At 68.0% G+C, this 15,474-nt stretch carries 12 protein-coding genes and 1 pseudogene; 7 read left to right on the top strand and 6 right to left on the bottom strand.

Translation table 11 applies throughout. The features are described from left to right. Window positions 1–172: 172 nt before the first annotated feature. A complete protein-coding gene (locus tag SLNSH_RS13255) occupies window positions 173–1,183 on the bottom strand; it encodes an L-threonylcarbamoyladenylate synthase (protein WP_106337486.1) in 1,011 nt (336 codons plus the stop codon). Between the two features lie 130 nt (window positions 1,184–1,313). On the opposite strand from SLNSH_RS13255, the gene SLNSH_RS13250 reads away from it, so the two are divergent. From SLNSH_RS13250 to SLNSH_RS13230, 5 genes are all read left to right on the top strand, one after another. Next, window positions 1,314–3,095 (top strand): acyl-CoA dehydrogenase, encoded by a 1,782-nt coding sequence (locus SLNSH_RS13250; protein ID WP_106337485.1) that lies wholly within the window; start codon window positions 1,314–1,316, stop codon window positions 3,093–3,095. After that, window positions 3,092–3,952, top strand: a complete 861-nt coding sequence (locus SLNSH_RS13245; RefSeq protein ID WP_106337484.1) for an SDR family oxidoreductase — start codon at window positions 3,092–3,094, stop codon at window positions 3,950–3,952. The genes SLNSH_RS13250 and SLNSH_RS13245 overlap by 4 nt, the downstream gene beginning before the upstream one ends. A 24-nt stretch (window positions 3,953–3,976) precedes the next feature. Continuing rightward, window positions 3,977–4,849, top strand: coding sequence for an SDR family oxidoreductase (locus tag SLNSH_RS13240; protein ID WP_106337483.1), 873 nt, complete (start codon window positions 3,977–3,979; stop codon window positions 4,847–4,849). 149 nt (window positions 4,850–4,998) lie between these two features. Beyond that, on the top strand, window positions 4,999–5,262 hold the full coding sequence (locus SLNSH_RS13235; protein WP_106337482.1) for a hypothetical protein: 264 nt from the start codon (window positions 4,999–5,001) through the stop codon (window positions 5,260–5,262). A gap of 172 nt (window positions 5,263–5,434) precedes the next feature. Continuing rightward, complete coding sequence (locus SLNSH_RS13230) at window positions 5,435–5,749, top strand: ArsR/SmtB family transcription factor (RefSeq protein WP_106337481.1); 315 nt, start codon at window positions 5,435–5,437, stop codon at window positions 5,747–5,749. Window positions 5,750–6,514: 765 nt separating this feature from the next. Here SLNSH_RS13230 and SLNSH_RS13225 read toward each other — a convergent pair. The 4 genes from SLNSH_RS13225 to SLNSH_RS13210 all read right to left on the bottom strand — a co-directional run bounded on the left by SLNSH_RS13225 (window position 6,515) and on the right by SLNSH_RS13210 (window position 11,775). Continuing rightward, window positions 6,515–7,165, bottom strand: coding sequence for an RraA family protein (locus tag SLNSH_RS13225; RefSeq protein WP_106337480.1), 651 nt, complete (start codon window positions 7,163–7,165; stop codon window positions 6,515–6,517). Window positions 7,166–7,295: 130 nt separating this feature from the next. Next, complete coding sequence (locus tag SLNSH_RS13220; RefSeq protein ID WP_146140256.1) at window positions 7,296–8,132, bottom strand: hypothetical protein; 837 nt, start codon at window positions 8,130–8,132, stop codon at window positions 7,296–7,298. Window positions 8,133–8,557: 425 nt separating this feature from the next. Then, entirely contained in the window at window positions 8,558–9,847 is a 1,290-nt protein-coding gene (locus SLNSH_RS13215) for a peptidoglycan L,D-endopeptidase MepK (protein ID WP_245422335.1), read from the bottom strand. Between the two features lie 299 nt (window positions 9,848–10,146). Then, window positions 10,147–11,775 carry an alpha-D-glucose phosphate-specific phosphoglucomutase gene (locus SLNSH_RS13210; protein ID WP_106337477.1) on the bottom strand — a complete coding sequence of 543 codons (1,629 nt, stop codon included), beginning with the start codon at window positions 11,773–11,775 and terminating at the stop codon, window positions 10,147–10,149. 190 nt (window positions 11,776–11,965) lie between these two features. Here SLNSH_RS13210 and SLNSH_RS13205 point away from each other — a divergent pair. Beyond that, a pseudogene (locus SLNSH_RS13205) lies at window positions 11,966–12,715 on the top strand (DNA polymerase ligase N-terminal domain-containing protein); the annotation flags it as partial. A gap of 33 nt (window positions 12,716–12,748) precedes the next feature. Next, window positions 12,749–13,288 carry a DUF1003 domain-containing protein gene (locus SLNSH_RS13200; RefSeq protein ID WP_106337475.1) on the top strand — a complete coding sequence of 180 codons (540 nt, stop codon included), beginning with the start codon at window positions 12,749–12,751 and terminating at the stop codon, window positions 13,286–13,288. Between the two features lie 135 nt (window positions 13,289–13,423). Here the strand turns inward: SLNSH_RS13200 and SLNSH_RS13195 are convergent, their stop codons facing one another. Next, window positions 13,424–15,076, bottom strand: a complete 1,653-nt coding sequence (locus SLNSH_RS13195; RefSeq protein ID WP_106337584.1) for an ATP-dependent metallopeptidase FtsH/Yme1/Tma family protein — start codon at window positions 15,074–15,076, stop codon at window positions 13,424–13,426. Window positions 15,077–15,474 lie beyond the last annotated feature (398 nt).

Genomic DNA, 15,474 nt, shown 5'->3' with positions numbered 1-15,474 from the left:
GCCGGCTGACGGCGCTCTCGGACGGGCCGCCGGCGGGCGCCGCGCATCCCGATCCGGCGCGAGTCAGGCCGGAGCTTGCGCCGGCCATGGCCTCGGCGGGAGATTGCTCGCCCTGGTGACAGGCCGCTGCTCGGAGACCGGCAAGCGCATGTCCGCGGTTGGGCTCTGACGATCAGCCCCGCGGCGCCGCGGCGCGACGCAACCGATCGTTGATCGCTTCCCCCAGTCCCCATTCCGGAATTGGCGCCACCGCCATCGTGGGGGCGCCGCTCTCGTCCAGTCGCCGCATCATGGCGAAGAGGTTCGCGGCGGCTTCCGCCAGGTCCCCGGAGGGGCTCAGGTTCAGCGCCTTGCGGGCCGCCTCGATCCCCTCGACAGGGCTGCTTCCGAACAACAGCGCAGCCTCGCCCGGCTCCACATGCGATGCGTCGAGCCGCACGCCTGCGTTCGGGGCGTAGTGGGACGCCAGCATCCCCGGCGCCAGCGGCGCGTCTCCTCGCTGCTCGCCACCATGGTGGGGCGCTTCGGCCAGGGGCTGCCCCAGGACGCGCTCAAGGTCCTGGCGCGCCACGCCGCCGGGACGCAGCAGGGCCGGCTGCTCGCCCAGGCACGACACGATGGTCGATTCGACGCCGACGGCCGTCGGCCCGGCCATGACCACCGCGTCAATTCGCCCGTCGAGGTCGCCAAGCACATGCTCTGGCGCGGTCGGGCTGACGCGCCCCGAGCGGTTGGCGGAGGGTGCGGATACGGGCCGGCCGACCTTCTCCAGGAGCGCATGCGCCACCGGATGGGCAGGCACGCGCAGCGCCACGCTGTCCAACCCGGCGGTGGCGAGATCCGACACGGCGCACCCCACCGCTTTCGGAACCACCAGCGTCAGCGGCCCTGGCCAGAACGCCTGGGCGAGCGCGAGCGCGGCTTCGTTGAAGACGCCTTGGCGCTGCGCCGCGGCGAGGTCCGGCACATGCGCGATCAGGGGATTGAAGCTGGGCCGCTCCTTGGCCGCGTAGATTCCCGCGACCGCTTCGCCGTTTGTGGCGTCCGCGCCGAGGCCGTAGACCGTCTCCGTCGGGAAAGCGACGAGCCCGCCCGCACGCAGGATGGCGGCGGCCTCTTCGAGTCCGGCCACGTCGGGCGCGATGCGGACCGTCGCACGGCGGCTTGATCCCTGATCGTTCACGTCTAAACTATGCTCCGGCAGGCGCGGTCAATGCGCCAGATTTCTCAGTCGGCTTCGCTTAGCACGCACACTATGATGCGCGCCAACGCGTGGCGTTCCGAGCCCGCTTCCGCGCATGGAGAACTGATCGATGACCTACCGCGCCCCTGTCGAGGACATGCTGTTCACGCTCCGCCACGTGGCCGGCCTGGACCGCCTCTCGGCCGATGGCCTCGCGCCCGAGCTCGAGGGCGGCATGGCGGGCGCGATCCTGGAGGAAGCGGGCAAGTTCGCCAACGATGTCATCGCCCCCCTCAACACGGTTGGCGACAAGATCGGCTCGCGCCTGGAGAACGGCCGCGTGACGACGCCGCCCGGTTGGCGCGAGGCTTACATGGCCTGGGCCGAGGCCGGCTGGAACGGCCTGACCGCGGATCCGGAGTTCGGCGGCCAGGGCTTGCCGCAGCTGGTCCAGGCGGCCTGCGTCGAGATGTGGAACTCGGCCTCCTTCGCCTTCGCGCTCGGCCCGCTGCTCACGGCCGGCGCCATCGAGGCGCTGACCACGCACGGTTCGGAGCGCCTGAAGGAGACCTACCTCGCCAAGCTCGTCTCCGGCGAGTGGATGGGCACCATGAACCTCACCGAGCCGCAGGCCGGGTCCGACCTGAACGCCCTGCGCGCCAAGGCGGAGCGCGCGCCGGACGGGACCTACCGCATCTTCGGCCAGAAAATCTTCATCACTTACGGCGACCACGACCTCACGGACAACATCGTCCACCTCGTGCTGGCGCGCCTGCCTGACGCGCCCCCCGGAACCCGCGGCATCTCCCTGTTCCTGGTCCCCAAGATCCTGGTGAACCAGGACGGCTCCCTGGGAGCCCCCAACGACGTGCGCTGTCACTCCATCGAGCACAAGCTCGGAATCCACGCGTCGCCCACTTGCACCATGGTGTACGGCGACAACGGCGGGGCCGTCGGCTGGCTCATCGGCGAGGAGAACCGCGGCCTCGCCTGCATGTTCACCATGATGAACAACGCGCGCCTGAACGTGGGCCTGCAGGGCGTCGCCATCGCGGAGCGGGCCTACCAGCATGCCTTGGCCTACGCGAAGGAGCGCAAGCAGGGGCGCGCCCCCGGCTGGACGGGCGAGGGCATGAGCCCCATCGCGGAACATCCGGACGTGCGCCGCATGCTCCTGCGCATGCGCGCCCAGACGCAGGCTTCACGCGCCATCTGCTACAAGGTGGCTGAAGGCCTCGACCGCGCCCATCGGGCGACGACGGATGCAGCCAGGAAGGCCGCGTCCGAGCGCGCGGCGCTGCTGACCCCCATCGCGAAGGCCTATTCCACCGATATCGGCGTGGAGGTCGCCTCCATGGGCGTCCAGGTGCATGGCGGCATGGGCTTCGTGGAGGAGACCGGCGCCGCCCAGCACCTGCGCGATGCGCGCATCGCGACCATCTACGAGGGCACCAATGGCATCCAGGCCATCGACCTGGTCCAGCGCAAGCTGCCGCTCTCGGGCGGCGAGACGGTGCGCGGCGTGATCGCCGAAATGCGCGACGTCGTGGCGAAAGTAGCGGCTTCCAACGCGCCCGCCTTCGGCAAGACCGCCGAGCGCCTGCGCGAGGCGGTCGACAGCCTCGAGCGCGCCACCTCTTTTATGCTGGAGGCCCTGGGCGCCCGGCCCGGCGAGGCGCTCGCAGGCGCGACGGACTACCTCAAGCTCTTCGGCCTGGCCCTGGGCGGGACCTCGCTTGCGCAAAAGGGCCTGGTCGGCGCCGAGAATGGCGATGAGCATGCCCAGGCGGCTCGCGTGGCGACGGCCCGCTTCTTCGCCGAGCAGGTCGCCACGGAAGCGCCAGCCCTGGAGCGCGCAGTGGTGGACGGCGCGGGCGCGGTCGAGGACGGCGCCCTGGTCTTCGCCGCGTGAGCGAGCCGCCCCGACCGCTCGCCGGTCGCCTCTGCATCGTTGCGGGGGCGTCCCGCGGCGTGGGGCGCGGGATCGCACTGGGTCTGGCGGAAGCGGGCGCCACGGTGATCTGCAGCGCCCGTTCCACCCGCTTCGGGCGCCGGACGGAGGGCCGGCGCGAAACTGTGGAGGACACGGCTGAGGCCGTGGAGGAGGCCGGTGGTCGCGGCTTTCCCTACGTCTGCGACCACACCGACCCGAAAGCGCTCTACGACTTCGCAGCCTATGTGGCGCGCCGCTTCGGCCCGCCGGCGCTGGTCGCCTGCGCCGTCTGGGGCGGCGAAGAGGGCTTTGACGGCCGTCGCTATTCGGACGGCTCGGTCTTCGGCGCGCCTTTCTTCCAGCGCTCGCTGGCGCCCTTCGAGCCCGCGCTCGCCACCGGAGCCTACGCGCTCCTGGCCACGACCCGCGCCTTCGCGCCCCTGATGGTCCCGACTGGTTCGGGACTGGTCGTCGCCATGGGCTTCGATGGCGGTGGGGCGCCTTTGGGCGATCTCTACTTCGACCTCGGCAAGGCCGCCGTGCTGCGCGCGACGCAACTCATGGCCGCCGACCTCGGGCCGCATGGGGTCACGGCCGTCCATCTGTCGCCAGGCTTCGTCCGCACGGAGCGGGTGATCGAGGCGGGTCTGGCCGCCCAGTCGGGCGAAAGCCCGCTCTATGCGGGCCGCGCCGTGGCCTCGTTGGCCGCTGATCCCGAGATCCGGGCCCTGAACGGGGCCTCTCTGTTCGTGGCCGACCTGGCGCGTCGATACGGCTTCACGGACGCGGAGGGCGGGCAGCCGCCGCGCTACGATCCGGCGAGCCACGCCGTTTGAATCAAGATGGGAGGGGAGGGCCAGATGTCGTTGGCGGGAAAGACATTGTTCATCACGGGGGCGTCGCGTGGCATAGGCCTCGCCATTGCGCTCAAGGCAGCCGCTGATGGCGCCAACATCGCCATAGCGGCGAAGACGACGGAGCCTCATCCCAAGCTGGAGGGCACCATCTATACGGCGGCGGACGCGATCGAGCAGGCCGGCGGGAAGGCCCTGCCGCTGGTGGTGGATGTCAGGGAAGAGGCCAGCGTGCAGGAGGCGATCACCCGCACGGCCGAGGCGTTTGGCGGCATCGACATCGTCGTCAACAATGCGTCGGCCATCCAGCTCACGCCTACCACCCAGACCGACATGAAGCGCTTCGATCTGATGCACCAGATCAACACGCGCGGCACGTTCATGGTGTCCAAATACGCCATCCCGCACCTGGCGAAGGCGGCCAATCCGCACATCCTCATGCTTTCGCCGCCGCTCGACATGAAGGAGAAGTGGTTCGCCCCGCACCTTGCCTACACCATGGCCAAGTTCGGCATGAGCCTCTGCGTGCTGGGGCTGGCGGGCGAGTTAAGGCAGCAAGGCATCGCCGTGAATGCGCTCTGGCCGCGCACCACCATCGCGACCGCCGCCGTCAAGAACCTGCTGGGCGGCGACAGCCTCATGCGCGCCAGCCGCACGCCTGAGATCGTGGCCGATGCGGCCTACCGTATCTTCGAGAAGCCTGCGCGGGAGTTCACGGGCCAGTTCCTGATCGACGACACGTTCCTGGCCGGCGAGGGCGTGACGGAGTTCGACCACTACCGGGTGGATCCGACCCAGCGCCTCTTCGTCGACTTCTTCGTCCCCGACGACAGCGTGCCGCCAGCAAGCCTCGATCCGCTGTCTTCGAAACCGGCCTGAGCCGCCCCTTCGCGCTGCATCAGGTCGCGTTCGAGCTGGCCGTGTCGCCCTGTCGCACGCCGGAACATCGGGCTCCCCGGCCCGTTGGTCCGGTCCGCGGCGCGGGTTCACGCGTCCGGCGTCGCGCCAGCAGAAAGAGGAGCCCCATCATGGCCAACAGTGGACAGCAAGGCGCCGGCAAGCATCCGCACAAGAGCACGCAGGAGCCTTACTCGCACACCAAGGATAACAAGGGCGGGTCGCATAGCTCGCACGCCAGCGGCGGGTCCAAGGCCAGCGGCCCCCAGTCTTCGAGCCATTCCTCCCGCGGATCGAGCGAGTCGTCCGACCTGAAGTCCCGTGAATACCGGGACGCGCAGGGAAACATCCACCACCATACGCATACGGTGGGCAAGGGCGGCGACAAACGCTGACGCAGCATTGCGCCGACGGCCCGTGCTCTGCGCGGGCCGTTTCAAGGTTGGGACATTGTCGGACGAAAGTCGCCTGGACGCGCATGTCGCCGACATGACTTTGTGCTCGCAAAAGGTTACAGACAGAGAGCGTCTGGTTCAGGACGCGATGACGTCCCGGCTCTCTCACTGCATGAACATCGACATCGCGACCCTTTCCGCCGCCGCTGACGAGGCCAGCGAATTCCTCAAATCGCTCGCCAGTCCGGTGAGATTGCGCATCTTGTGCGCCATCACCGGCCGCGAGGCGTCCGTGGGGGAGTTGGCGGACCTTTTGGGCGTGCGCCAGAGCGTCGTGTCGCAGCATCTCGCCCTGCTGCGCAAAGATGGACTGGTGAAGACGCGTCGAGAGGGTCAGACGATCTGGTATGCGCTGGCCGACCAGCGGGTCGTCAAGGTCATGGAAGTGCTGCAGGCCACGTTCTGCCCGGTTCCCGCCGACGCCTGAGCAGGCCCACGCGATGCTGCCGCGTGCCGCTGGGCGGCGGGCCGCTCGCCCTTATCGCCTCGTGCGCGTGGACCGAGGTTAGGGCATCTCGTTTCCTCGACTTCTCACCAAAGGCGCTGACCGAAGTTGCGGAAGCATATCGCTCGCGTTGCTGATGCCGACATGGCTTTTGTGGGCTTTAGCGAACGCTTCCTGGCAAAGCGGATTGCCAAGTGTCCTGCTCGCTTATTGCAAATCATCGAGTTGCTGTTCTGTAAGGATTCTGCTGCAACGCAGCGTTCATTTCGCATGGACACACTGATCTGCGCGTGTATCATTCCTGCATCGGCCGACAGAATACTCGTTGTATTTGGAATGCCAGGCCGTCATGAACAGTTTACATTTGTACGGTCCAGCATGGGGGCAAAGTATGCTTGTTCGTGTCCTGCGACGCGTAGCTGAATTATGTGATAACGAGGGGCGCCTGGAAATAGACCTGGCCTCTCCTCAAGCCCCACTCTCAGCAGACCTCAAGCTGCTTCTTGTGAATGACTTGCTGAAGCCCGTCCATGGCGAGGCCGGGCCACATGGTCGCATTGCTTATGGCCTGACGTCCCGAGCCCGGCTCTTCATGGATTCAAAGCCGATAGCGACCCGCTCTCGGTCGCGCGAAGTTGGCGGGCATCGGGCAGAGGCCAGCTGAACGCCTGCAGCGTCCCCAAAGCTTGGCGGAGTGGCGCAATCGGTCGTAAAGGCGGCCGACGATGACGCCGGCCGCCAGCATCATCAGAACTTGCCGTAGCGGATGTATGCCTCCTGAGGGTCCACGCCCGCCAGAATGGCGGTGCGGACCTTGTTCTCTGTCGCGATGGCCGTTTCCGCCGCGCCGATGATCTCCTCGACGCGGGCCTGGGGCACGCGAATGAGGCCATCGCGATCGCCTATCATGTAGTCGCCGGGCGCGATCACGACGTCCCCGATCCGGATGTCGACTTCGAACGCCCTGGGCAGCCAGTAGCCAACGATGTCTCGCGGCGTGTGGCCGCGCGACCAGGTCTGGAATTCCATGGCCAGCAGGAAATTCGTGTCGCGCACGTAGCCATCTGCGATGCAGCCGAGCACGCCCTTGTTCTTCAGCGTCTCCGCCGACAATTCGCCCATATGGGCGACAACACGGTCATTGGGCTGTGACACCCAGATGTGGCCGGGCTTGGCTTTGGAAAGCAACCCGGTCCAAGCCAGCAGGGTCTCGTGCGGATCCGCGTTGGGATCCACCCGGCCGTCGATGGTGAAGGCGGGCCCTGCGAGAGTGCGCTCGGGGAAATTGGGGCGCAGTTCCGGCGGGAGCGTGAAGTCCTTGAGCCCCATGGCTCGCATCACGTCATGGATCACGCCGGTATAGCAGGCCGACAGCCGCTGCGTGATGTCGTCAGTCATGGGCATTGTCCTCGCATCTTCTTCTTGTGCCGAATCCGGTTCGGAGCCGGAGCTGTGCGCCGGCGGGCGCATCCAAGGCGGGCGAGGAAGGACGGTCAAGGGCCGTTGGCGGGCGGCTGCCCTGCATGAGCTAGGACGGGCTCTCGTAGCGGAAGCTGAAGCAGCAGCCTTCCACCGCTGTCGCACGGAGTTGGCGGCGCGAGCGGGCCAGGCCGTCCCAGGGCGGCTCGGATCCCACGCTCGGCCCGAGCACGAAAAGGCCCTGTCCCTCGGTGCGCTCGAAGGCGGCTTGAACCATGGCCAGCAGCAGGCGCCAGGCGGCCCCGCCGTTGTTTCGGGTCGACGCGCCTTCGAGGTAGAAGCTGGTCCGCCCGAAGTCGATTCCGGCGTAGGCGCTGAGCGGGCCAGCCTCGCTGATCGCCAGGGCGGTCATTGCATATTGTCGCAGGCACCACGTGCGAGCCGCCGAGCGAAGAACCAGCTTCAGAGGGGAAACGGCGACGCCCTTCTCGCGGTACATGCGCCAGCGCATCAGGTTCAGCCTCGGCGCGCAGGTCAGGGCTGACGCCCCATTGCGCGTTTCGATGCGCAGTCTGGGATGGTGATGCGCACACTTCCTGTCGTTGCGGAGGACGTTGGTGCTGATCGCCGAAAGATAGGCGCGCCATTCGGTCCAGCGGCGGAAATCAATAACGTCCAGCCAGCTCTGTCGCCGACTGATCACGCGGGCCCCGGGGATGCCGTCGACCAGGGGCGCACGCACGTTGTCGAGCGACCAGTCGGATCCGTAGTGGAAGAGTCCTGGTCCGAGCGCGCGGAGAGCCGCCTCCATGGCCTCGGCCCAGAGATGACGGTAGGGGGGAAGAACCTGCAGGGTGTCCAGGAAGGCTGCTTCGCCATTCCGCGCGCTGACGGCGAATTGCGCGATCCTGCGCTGCTCAGGGCCGTTCTGAACAACCACCTCCATGCGTTTGATGCGGCCGCCAGGCTGGTGATCGAAACGCCACCAGAAGGCAGCGGCATAGGCGCCCCGGAACGATGCGCCGCAGGCTTGGGCGAAGGCGTCCCATTCCGCGGGCGAATAGCGATTGGGGCGGGCGACCAGGTGAGATGGCGCGGCGCGCGTTCCACTCGCGGCGAATATGTCCGGGGCCGATTGCGGCGATCGGATTCGCGCCAGGGCCGGAGCGGACGGGGGTGACCACATTGCAGAATTCACTCAAGAACGGTTCGGAGGCCATCCTTGAGAACTTCCGCAAACATTGCCAGTTTGCAATCTGGCCCTAAATTGGCGATCTCAATCCGTCCAAAGACGTACAAACAGGCGAAATAGGAAGACTGCGTTGTTCGGAAATGAAGGATTGGTTCGGCGCAACCGCGCCGAACCTCGTCTCAGTTCGGCTGCGCCGATGCCAAGCGGGCGTTCCCGGAGGCCTTGCCGGGATCGAGCAGCGCGAGGCGAAGTCCCTGTACGGCCGGACCGGTGAACCTGGAGACAGCCAGGTCCGTCGCAGGCCCCGCGGTGAACCGGACGTCGATCACCTGTGCGGGGGCGACCGCCATTCCGGCGACGGCCGGGGCGGGAGCCGCTTTGACGGACGCCTCTGCTATGCGGACTTGGGTCGGCGCCTCAGGCTTGATGCGCACGGCGAAGAGCGCCTGCACCGCCGCTCGCTGGTCGCCGGCCATGTCCCAGCCCGCCTCGCGGCTGAGCACGCCCGCCAGCACGGTGGCGAGCGCCGCCGTGTCCACGGGCTTCGCCGGGGCGCTCAGGGTGGCTCCCGGAAGGTTGGGCGGGCGCTTTAGCGGAAGCGGCGTCGAGTCGGCCGGCGCGTCTGCCTCCGCGGCGTAGGCCATGGCGGACGGATCGGCCGAGGCCAGGGTTGTCGTCGCCGGCTGGTCCTGCTGCTTCGACCCGAACAGCGCCGCGAAGAAGCTCTTCCGACCGATCGGCGCCTGCGCGACCACGGTCGTGACGCCTTCGACGGTTTCGCCGCGCGCCAGCAGGGTGGCCTTGGCGTCCTGGTAGCCGGGCAAAGGCTTGCCGCTGGAGGGCAGATGGACGGTCTTGCCGTCCGGGAACAGCTTGGCGAGCTGGTCCTGCGTCATCCGCGGCCAGGCCCGGATGCTGCCGGTGTCCACATGCACGAACTTCTCCGTGCTGTAGTAGCCCACGCCGCCGTGTTGCAGCCTCATGGCGGTGGCCCGCAGCCGCGCGGTGTCCACGTCGGCCAGACGGATGTCCATGGCCTTGCCCAGCATGTGCTGGCTGTGCTCGGCGACGGCGCGCGAACGGCGATGCAGCATGGCGTTCGTCACGGGCGACCGATAGGCCGAGATGATCTGGATGGGCGCCTGCGAGCCGCTGTCGTGGTAGGCTTCCCACACGACGTCGAACAGGCGCGGGTCCATCCGCGTCTCCTGGTCGTTGCGCCAATCGCGAAGGAAATGGTTGAGCTGGTTCAGCCCGTCCTCGTCGAACAGGCCGCCCTTCTTGTAGGCGACCGTGATCGTGTCGCCGCGGTGGGTGTGGAAGAAGGTGAGCGACCGGTCGTCGCCATAGGCCATCGCGGGCGGGCCCTCCTGGGTCGCGAGGATCGCGGCCAGTCCGGCGATGAAAGCGGTGAAATGCGCAAAACGCGCCTTGGCGGCCGTCTTGCGGCGGCCGTTCCGTCCAGCCATCAAAGGATCGCCCCTCCGTTGCGCAGATGCTCCCTGAGGATCCGAACGGATCAGACACAACATCGTGAGGGAGATCTATTAGGCGGATAGGTCTAGATCGTGGCGGAATTGGGCTGTTTGTTCCTGGATGTGGCAATGGTCTAGGCTTTGCTTGCCGCAGGTGCGAAGAGGACTAACGAGCGCCGCAAATACCACGTGCAACAGTCGAGTAGCCGTTCTCTGGGGGGCCATCAACGGAGATGCCCGGGCCGTAGCCCGGGCATGACTTGAAACGAGCGGCTGCGAGGGGCTTTCGCAGGTCAGGTGATGACGCTCGGCTCTGTCCGGCCCGTGTGGCGCGCGATGCCGGCGAGGTCGCGCGACAGCGCAATCAGGTCCGCCAGCGCGTCCTGGGTGTCGAGCCCGTGCTGGGCCGGATCGGCGACGTAGCGGTCGATATACACCCGCAGCGTGGCGCCGGCAGTGCCTGTGCCCGACAGGCGGTAGATCAGCCGCGAGCCGTCCGCGAACAGGATCCGGACGCCCTGGTTCTTCGAGTCCGATCCGTCCACGGGGTCGTGGTAGGCGAAGTCGTCCGCATTCGCGACCTCCAGCGCGCCGAAGCGTTTTCCCTTGAGGGCGGGCAGGGCGCCCCGCAGCCCGGCCATGAGGGCGTTCGCGCCCTCGGAGGCGACCTCCTCGTAGTCGTGGCGAGAGTAGTAGTTGCGGCCATAGGTCGCCCAGTGCTCGCGCACGATCTGCGCCACGCTCTCCCGCCGGGCCGCCAGGATGTCGAGCCACAGCAGCACGGCCCAGAGCCCGTCCTTCTCCCGCACGTGGTTGGAGCCTGTCCCGGCGCTCTCCTCGCCGCAGATCGTCACGAGCCCCGCGTCCAGGAGGTTGCCGAAGAACTTCCAGCCCGTGGGCGTCTCGAAGATGTTGATGCCCTTCGCCGCAGCCACGCGGTCCGCCGCGGCGCTCGTCGGCATGGAGCGCGCAACACCGCTGATCCCCTGGGCGTAGCCCTTGGCGAGATGCGCGTTGGCGGCCAGCACGGCGAGGCTGTCTGAGGGGGTCACGGACAGCCCCTTGCCGATGATGAGGTTGCGGTCGCCGTCACCGTCGGAGGCCGCGCACAGGTCCGGCGCGTCGGCCGACATGGCGAGGTCGTACAGCTCCTTGGCGTGCACCAGGTTGGGATCGGGGTGATGCCCGCCGAAGTCGGGCAGCGGCGTCCCGTTCACGACCGTCCCCGCCGGCGCGCCCAGCGCGCCTTCCAGGATCGCCTTGGCGTAGGGGCCCGTGACAGCCGACATGGCGTCGAAGCGCATGCGGAAGCCGGAGGCGAACAGCGCGCGAATGCGATCGAAGTCGAACAGCGTCTCCATGAGGGCCTGGTAGTCGGCGACCGGGTCGATCACAGCCACCGTGGCGCCGCCCACCTGCGTTTCGCCGATCCGGTCGAGGTCCACGTCCGGCGCGTCCTCATAGGCGAGGCGGTCCACCGTCTGCGTCCGGGCGTAGATGGCGTCTGTCACCTTTTCGGGCGCTGGCCCACCGTTGCCCACGTTGTACTTGATGCCGAAGTCGCCTTCAGGCCCGCCCGGATTGTGGCTCGCCGACAGCACGATCCCGCCGAACGCCTTCAGCTTGCGGATCAGGTTGGACGCCGCCGGCGTAGACAGGATGCCGCCGCGCCCGACCACAATGCGCCCGAAGCCCTTGGCCGCCGCCATGCGGATCACGATCTGGATCGCCTCGCGGTTGAAGAAGCGGCCGTCGCCGCCGACGACCAGGGTCGCGCCCTCCGTCCCGTCCAGGCAATCCATGATCGACTGGACGAAGTTGTCGACATAGCGCGGCTGCTGGAAGACCGAGACCTTCTTGCGCAGCCCGGAGGTGCCGGGCTTCTGTCCCTCGAATGGCGTGGTGGAAACGGTGTTGATCATACGGGCGGTCCTGGGCAAAGCGCCTTGAGCGACGCAGGAGAAACGATAATGCACGCCCTATGTCGTGCGATGCGCGCGTTTGCGCAACGGTCAGCGTCCTTCCACCAAGGGCGAACATGCGCCGCAGGTTCGGTTCGGAACCGGGCGCGGTCGCGGCGGTTTCCCAGCATCTCCAGCCGGGATCTCCACCGTGCCCGCCGACAAGCTCTCCGCCTACCGCGCCAAGCGCGACTTCGCCAAGACCGCCGAGCCCAGCGGCGAGCACCAGCCCGCTCCGGCGCCGCGGCGTCGGTTCGTCGTGCAGAAGCACGACGCCTCGCGCCTCCACTACGACTTTCGCCTGGAGCTCGATGGCGTGTTCAAATCCTGGGCCGTGGCGAAAGGTCCTTCGCTGGATCCACACGACAAGCGCCTCGCCGTGGAGGTGGAAGACCACCCCCTCGACTATGGCGACTTCGAGGGAATCATCCCGGAAGGGGAGTATGGCGGTGGCACGGTCATGCTTTGGGACCGCGGCTACTGGGAGCCGGACGGCGGCCAGGATCCGGAAGAGGCCTTCGCGAAAGGCGACTTCAAGGTCAGGCTCGAGGGCGAAAAGCTCCGGGGCGGCTGGGTGCTGGTGCGCATGAAGCGCAACCGCCCGGGCGACAAGCGCACCAACTGGCTGCTGATCAAGCACCGCGATGAATTCGCCCGGGATGGCGACGGCGCCGCCATTCTCGACCAGGACCGTTCCGTCGCGTCCGGTCGCAGCCTGGACGACATCGCCGCGGGCAGCGGCAGGGGGCCTAAGCCCTTCATGAACCCGGGCCCGGTAGGGCGACCCGACGCGGTCTGGGGACAGGAGCCCGAAGCGCCGCGCCCCCCGCAGCGTGCGCCGAAGGCTCCCCCGAAACCTCGACCCGCGAAACGCGCCGCCCCCGCCCGGGCGCCGGCGCCGCCGAAGCGGACAGCGCGAAAGGCGCAGTGACTCATGCGCGAGGAGGTGTCCGCACAACCCGACGCAGAAGGGTTGAGCTCGGTCCTGCACCGGAACATCGAAGCGCTGCGCGAGCGGCGGGTGCGGGAGGAGCGATCAGCGACTGTCGAGGAGAAGATCGCCGCCGCCATTACCCGCTTCAGCGGCAGCATGGCGTTCGTCTACATCCACCTCGCAGCCGTGCTGCTCTGGATCTCCTGGAACGTCGGCCTCATCCCAGGCGTGAAGGCCTTCGACCCGTCCTTCGTAATTCTGGCCACCGCGGCTTCAGTCGAGGCGATCTTCCTGTCGACCTTCGTGCTGATCAGCCAGAACCGCGCGGCCGCGGCCGCGGACCGGCGGGCGGATCTGGACCTTCAGATCAATCTCCTCGCCGAACACGAGGTCACGCGCTTGCTGGAGCTGACGGCCGCCATCGCCGCCAAGGTGGGTGTGCAGGAGGCGGCAAAGCCGGAACTGCGCGAGTTGAAGCGCGATGTCGCGCCTGAGGCGGTGCTGGACCGCCTTGAGGATGAGGAAGACGATCGGCCGTAACGCCGGGCTTGGTTGTTCCCGGCCGAGTTCTCAAAACGCGTCTTCCTGCCCAGCCGAAAGAAGGCGACTGCCTGAAAACACAGATGGCCCGGGCATGCCCGGGCCATCGCCATCCATGCCGGACGTTTTGCGCATTCACGCCGCGTGGCGCGCCAGGGCTTCCGCATCGGTGCGGCCGGCGATGATGTCCGTCACCTCCGTCGCGTTCAGGGTCTCGTGGGCGAGGAGCGCTTCGGCCAAGCGGTCCAGGGCGTCCCGACGATCGTCCATGATCAGGCGCGCGGCGCGATAGGCCTGCTCCACCATCGCCCGGACCTCGTCCCGCACCGCGGGCGGCAGCTCGCCGTCGCGCAGCGTCACCTTCACCTGGCCCAGGGAGCTCATGCCCCACTCGGTCACCATGCGGGTGGCGAGGTCCGTGGCGAAGGAAATGTCGGAGGACGCGCCGGTGGTGATCTTCTCCGGCCCAAACACCGTCTCTTCCGCCGCGCGGCCGCCCATGGCCACCACGAGATCGGTCTTGAGCTTGTCGAGCGGCACGCAGAGCCGGTCCTTTTCCGGCAGGCGCATCACCATGCCGAGCGCGCCGCCATGGGGCACGATGGTCGCCGAGTGCACGCGGTCCGCGGCAGGAAGCAGGGTGGCGCAGAGCGCGTGCCCGGCCTCGTGCACCGCGATCAGGCGGCGCTCGTCGTCGTCCAGGGCCAGGCTCCGGCGCTCCACGCCCATCATCATCTTCTTGCGGGCGCCGTCGAAGTGAGCGGCCGTGACCCGCGCCGCCCCCGCGCGGGCGGCGAGAACGGCCGCCTCGTTGACGAGGTTGGAGAGCTCGGCGCCCGAGAAGCCCGGGGTGCCGCGCGCGATGATGCGCAGGTCCACGTCATCGGCGAGCGGAGTCTTGCCGGTGTGCACGGCCAGGATCGCCTGGCGGCCGTTGACGTCCGGCAGGCCCACATGAACCTGGCGGTCGAAGCGGCCGGGGCGCAGCAGCGCCGAATCCAGCACGTCGACGCGGTTCGTGGCGCCCACCACGATCACGCCGTCCGAGCCCTGGAAGCCGTCCATTTCGACGAGCAACTGGTTCAGCGTGGTGTCGTACTCACGGTCCGCCGCAGAGGCGCCCGCGGCGCGCTTCTTGCCGATGGAGTCGAGCTCGTCAATGAACAGGATGCAGGGCGCGCGCTTGCGCGCCTCCCGGAACAGCCGCGCCACGCGGCCCTTGGACACGCCCACGAAGGCCGCCGAGAAGTCGCTGCCCGACACGGCCATGAAGGACACGTTGGCTTCGCCGGCGAGGGCCCGGGCCAGCAGCGTCTTGCCCGTGCCGGGCGGGCCCACCATCAGGACGCCTCGCGGCGGTCGCGCGCCGAGCCGGGCGAAGGACTCGGGATTCTTGAGGAAGCTGACGATCTCCGCCACCTCCGCCTTGGGCTCGTCCAGACCCGCGACGTCGCTGAAGCGGTTTGGCACCGCGGTTGCCACAGCAGGCCACGCAAGGCGCCCGCGGAGGTCGAGTTGCAGCGCCATGACGGTCGCGAAGATGGCCATCAGGGCGAAGGAGGCGATGCCGCCCAGCAGGCCGACCAGGTCGCTCGACGGGCGGGTCATGTCGACCTCGACCCCGGCCCCTGCCAGCTTGTCCAGATAGGCTGCGTCCAGCGCGTCCCCGGGCAGCCGCACCAGAGCCGTCTCGCCCGACCGGCGGACAACCTCCATCTGGCCGTCGCCGACCGTCACCTTGGCGACGTCGCCTGCGGCGGCCGCCTTGGCGAAAGCGGAGTATGGCATGGTCGCCGGCTGACGGCCGAGCACGAGGGCGGCCCCAACGATTGCAGTTGCGAAGAGAACAGCGAGGCTCGCGGCCAGCAGGGGGCGGCGGCGAGCGCGATCGCGCAAACGGGACAAAATGGGGGTCACGGCTGATCCAGATCGAAGATGTCGCAAGGGGGAATACGCATCCAAAGATCGCCCGGTCGCGCCAGGCGTCGCGGCGTTGAAGTAACCTCAGTGGGCCACAGGGTCCAGTCCGGCGCACTACGCAGAATGGAAGCTAAAGCTCGGCTTGGCATCTCAACTCTGCTTTCCCGGCCTGCGGCCTTGACCGAGTGCGTCGGTGGGATTGCGTAGCGACCGATTGCGTCATGAATGTAGCAAAGTAAAAATTGAGAGCCATCGCCCAATTTGCT

Origin of the sequence: Alsobacter soli (genome assembly GCF_003004785.1) — a bacterium.
In the GTDB taxonomy this organism is placed as follows: domain Bacteria; phylum Pseudomonadota; class Alphaproteobacteria; order Rhizobiales; family Beijerinckiaceae; genus Alsobacter; species Alsobacter soli.
This window is presented reverse-complemented; position numbering and strand designations above follow the sequence as displayed.

What these genes read in the sequence shown, in the direction of transcription:
- SLNSH_RS13230 (WP_106337481.1), top strand. Translation starts at nt 5,435, where the DNA reads ATGAACATCGACATCGCGACCCTTTCCGCCGCCGCTGACGAGGCCAGC.
- SLNSH_RS13240 (WP_106337483.1), top strand. Translation starts at nt 3,977, where the DNA reads ATGTCGTTGGCGGGAAAGACATTGTTCATCACGGGGGCGTCGCGTGGC.
- SLNSH_RS13235 (WP_106337482.1), top strand. Translation starts at nt 4,999, where the DNA reads ATGGCCAACAGTGGACAGCAAGGCGCCGGCAAGCATCCGCACAAGAGC.
- SLNSH_RS13215 (WP_245422335.1), bottom strand. Translation starts at nt 9,847, where the DNA reads ATGGCTGGACGGAACGGCCGCCGCAAGACGGCCGCCAAGGCGCGTTTT.
- SLNSH_RS13195 (WP_106337584.1), bottom strand. Translation starts at nt 15,076, where the DNA reads ATGCCATACTCCGCTTTCGCCAAGGCGGCCGCCGCAGGCGACGTCGCC.
- SLNSH_RS13250 (WP_106337485.1), top strand. Translation starts at nt 1,314, where the DNA reads ATGACCTACCGCGCCCCTGTCGAGGACATGCTGTTCACGCTCCGCCAC.
- SLNSH_RS13220 (WP_146140256.1), bottom strand. Translation starts at nt 8,132, where the DNA reads ATGGAGGTGGTTGTTCAGAACGGCCCTGAGCAGCGCAGGATCGCGCAA.
- SLNSH_RS13200 (WP_106337475.1), top strand. Translation starts at nt 12,749, where the DNA reads ATGCGCGAGGAGGTGTCCGCACAACCCGACGCAGAAGGGTTGAGCTCG.
- SLNSH_RS13225 (WP_106337480.1), bottom strand. Translation starts at nt 7,165, where the DNA reads ATGACTGACGACATCACGCAGCGGCTGTCGGCCTGCTATACCGGCGTG.
- SLNSH_RS13210 (WP_106337477.1), bottom strand. Translation starts at nt 11,775, where the DNA reads ATGATCAACACCGTTTCCACCACGCCATTCGAGGGACAGAAGCCCGGC.